At 65.9% G+C, this 3,107-nt stretch carries 4 protein-coding genes and 1 pseudogene; 2 read left to right on the forward strand and 3 right to left on the reverse strand.

What is annotated here, in order from left to right; all coding sequences use genetic code 11:
- Nucleotides 1–1,069, reverse strand: a pseudogene (locus tag AQY21_RS11655) (class I SAM-dependent methyltransferase); the annotation flags it as partial.
- A gap of 158 nt (nucleotides 1,070–1,227) precedes the next feature.
- Nucleotides 1,228–1,650, reverse strand: coding sequence for an antirestriction protein (locus AQY21_RS11660; RefSeq protein WP_012092616.1), 423 nt, complete (start codon nucleotides 1,648–1,650; stop codon nucleotides 1,228–1,230).
- Nucleotides 1,651–1,811: 161 nt separating this feature from the next.
- On the opposite strand from AQY21_RS11660, the gene AQY21_RS11665 reads away from it, so the two are divergent.
- Both AQY21_RS11665 and AQY21_RS11670 read left to right on the forward strand, forming a co-directional pair.
- Nucleotides 1,812–2,069 (forward strand): type II toxin-antitoxin system Phd/YefM family antitoxin, encoded by a 258-nt coding sequence (locus tag AQY21_RS11665; RefSeq protein WP_028034381.1) that lies wholly within the window; start codon nucleotides 1,812–1,814, stop codon nucleotides 2,067–2,069.
- Nucleotides 2,066–2,449 (forward strand): type II toxin-antitoxin system VapC family toxin, encoded by a 384-nt coding sequence (locus tag AQY21_RS11670; protein WP_012092614.1) that lies wholly within the window; start codon nucleotides 2,066–2,068, stop codon nucleotides 2,447–2,449. The genes AQY21_RS11665 and AQY21_RS11670 overlap by 4 nt, the downstream gene beginning before the upstream one ends.
- Before the next feature lie 17 nt (nucleotides 2,450–2,466).
- On the opposite strand, the gene AQY21_RS11675 is transcribed toward AQY21_RS11670, so the two are convergent.
- Nucleotides 2,467–3,107: antitoxin of toxin-antitoxin stability system (locus AQY21_RS11675; protein WP_065169926.1), on the reverse strand; the 641-nt coding region annotated here is incomplete at its 5' end.

A 3,107-nucleotide genomic window follows, 5' to 3' on the forward strand; every position in this document is an offset into this window, starting at 1 on the left:
GGGGCGCGGTGGGTCGTGCGACCGGCACCGTCAGGCCGGGATCGACCGGCAGCCGCGTGGGAAGCAGGTCGGCTAGCCAGGCGATCAGCGTGGCCACGTCCGGCGCGACACCAGGCGCTGCCGGAAACACCGCCGCATCTTCGGCCGGCAGCTTGTCGATGACCGTGAGCCGGGTCGGGACAGTGGTGCCTTGCTTGGCATAGACCGAGCCGTCGATGGCGGCGGAAAAGGTGACGCGACCGCGTTCCTGCAGCCGGGTCCAGGAGGCGGTCCACGCCGGATTATCGGGGGCGAAGCTCGCCCCGGTGATGGTCACGAGCCGTCCGCCGGGCGCAAGACGCGCCAGCGCCGAAGCGACATGGCGGAAGGCAGCATCGGCCATGCGGCCCTCGACATGGGCCATGACCGAGAACGGCGGGTTCATCAGCACAACGGTCGGAACAAGGCAGGGATCGAGATGGTCATCGATCTGGGCCGCGTCGAAGCGGGTAACGGAAAGGGCCGGAAAGAGGGAAGACAAGAGGCCGGCGCGCGCCTCGGCCAGTTCATTGACGAGAAGCGCGCCGCCGGTGATCTCGGCCAGGATAGCGAGGAGCCCGGTGCCGGCCGAGGGTTCCAGCACCCGATCAGCGGGCGTGATCGCCGCCGCCGTCACCGCCACGAAGCCGAGCGGGATCGGGGTGGAGAACTGCTGAAAGGTCTGCGCTTCCTCCGACCGGCGCGTATGCGTCGGCAGAAGCGCGGCGATCCTGCCGAGCTGCGGCAGGATTGTGGTGGGAGACCCGGCTTTGCGGAAAAGTGCATTGCCGTATTTGCGCAGGAAGAGGACGGTCGCCGCCTCGCAGGCATCATAGGCGGTCTTCCAGTCCCAAGCGCCGGTGGCATCGGACGTGCCGAAGGCGGCCTCCATGGCGCCGCGCAGCGTGGCGGCGTCGACACGCTGACCGCGTTCCAGATGCGGCAGCAGCAGACCGGCAGCGGTGAAAACGCAGGCCGCGGTCTCAGCGTCATGGTCGAACGGAAGCGGCGCGGTGGCGGATGCCGCCGCGGATGCGGAAATCATGTTCATCGGGGATTCCTCGGGAGAGCAAGTCAGGATCAAGCCGGGCAGCGCTCTCTCTCGACCGCACCGGCTCAAACCCCTTCCGGCCCATCTCTCGCTCTGAAGCCGTGGCGAAAGCAGGCATGAAACAAGCGCCCGACCGTCAGGCTGGGCGCTTGTGGGTTTCAGTCGATGGCCTGGAAAATCGCCGCCGCCTCCGCGTGATCGGCGGCATGCTCGTAGAGGCGACCATAGCCCTCGGCGAGTTCGTCGTCATCGTAGCGGAAGGAAAGATGCGAGAAGGCGAAGAGCGTGGCGATGATCCCGGCGGCATCGCTTGAGACCTCGCCCTCGAAGCCGTTGCCTTCGCAGAACAGGCGGCAACGGGGCTTTGAGGTCGGCGCGAGATAGAGCGGCTGGCCGGCGCGTTCGTAGAAATCCCAGAGCCCGCCGCCGTAATCGCCGGGGCTGAGTATCTCCATGAAGCGAAAGACGGTATGCTCGCCGATGATGAGCAGGCGCCGGCCAAAAAGGCGCGGCAGGAAGTCCATGCGGCGCTCGTCGGGGACGCGGATTGCGGATTGGGAAGCAAGTTCGGGCAAAGCCATGATCGGTCTTCGAGAGGGAAAGGGGCACCTGCCGGACGACCCTCTCTCAACCCGTCCGGGGGCACCTGTTCCCGGCCCTCCTTTCGCTCTGGGGGCTTGAAGTGGACCATTATCTGGACCATCTTGTGCAGAATAGCGGAGAACATCTGGAGTGATATGCGATGAGGGTTTCTGTCACCGAGGCGAAGGGGCAGCTCACCGAACTGGTGAAGCGGGCCGAAGCCGGCGACGAGGTGATCCTGACGCGGCGGGGCCACGAGGTCGCCCGCCTCGTGCCGGTTGCCGTGGTGGCGACCCCGAAAGGCCGGCGCGCGCTGATGGAGCGGGTCCGGGCCACGGCGCGGGGCAAGGCATTGCCCGGCGCGGCTGCCGCGCGCAGCCAGGATTTCCTCTACGGGGATGACGGGATGCCGGCATGATCGCCGTCGATACCTCGGCGCTGATGGCCATCGTGCTGGACGAGCCGCAGGCCGAGACCTGCATGGTGGCGATCGAGGCGGCAGACGGCCTGCTGATCTCGGCCGGAACAGTGGCCGAGGCGCTGATCGTCGCCGGGCGGCGCAATGTCGGTGAAGAGATCGCCGCCCTGGTCGAGGGCCTTGGGTTCGAGGTGGTCTCCGTCACTGAAGCCTCGGCACGCAGGATCGCCGAAGCCTATGCCCGCTGGGGCAAGGGCGTTCATCCCGCCGGACTCAACTACGGGGATTGCTTCGCCTATGAGGTCGCCAGCGAACGCGGCTGCCCGTTGCTCTTCGTCGGCGACGACTTCTCACGGACGGACCTGCTGTCGGTTCTGTGAGGCAGCGCAGAAGGGTTTCAGCCGAAGCGCTTTCCATCAACTGTGAAGCTGTATTCGTTGGCAACGATGGCCTCATCGACCGCCTCATCCGAAGTCAGGTAGTCGTATTCGCGCTCAAGCTGGCGATAAAGCCAACGGGCGAGATCGCGCAATGCCTCCATGACGGTCTCCTCGGCATCGGCGGTCATGTCCTGCCAGGTCGGGCTGTCGCGGGTGACCGAGATCGCCATGCAGTATTCGTGATAGTATCGCCCCCGATGGGTCGCCTCGGCGGTCAACTGGTAGAAGTTGCGGCGTTGCGCCTGGTGCAGGGCATCCGCGATGCGGTGCAGCTCCACATCCTTCGGCGCATAGGTACGGATTTCCGCCGCCGTGCCTTTGCGATAGGAATAGTGGCCTTCGAACGCGGCGCCATCGCCCTGCGACCAGAAGCCCGTAAACCAGATGCAAGGCTCTTGTCGCACGCCGCCGCCCATGAGGCGGACGGTGCGGGTCTTGATGCGGATGCCGAGGATGTCCGCGATCCGCCGGAAATCCTCATAGACGGCATCGTACCAATCGTAGTCGAAGCCGCCCTCGCGATACCAGGCGCGGGCATTGTCTTTCGCGGCTTCGGAAAGCTCGTCGAGCCGATAGACCGTGGTTTCGATGACGTCAG

The sequence above is a fragment of the Paracoccus sp. MKU1 genome (assembly GCF_001447385.1).
In the GTDB taxonomy this organism is placed as follows: Bacteria; Pseudomonadota; Alphaproteobacteria; order Rhodobacterales; family Rhodobacteraceae; genus Paracoccus.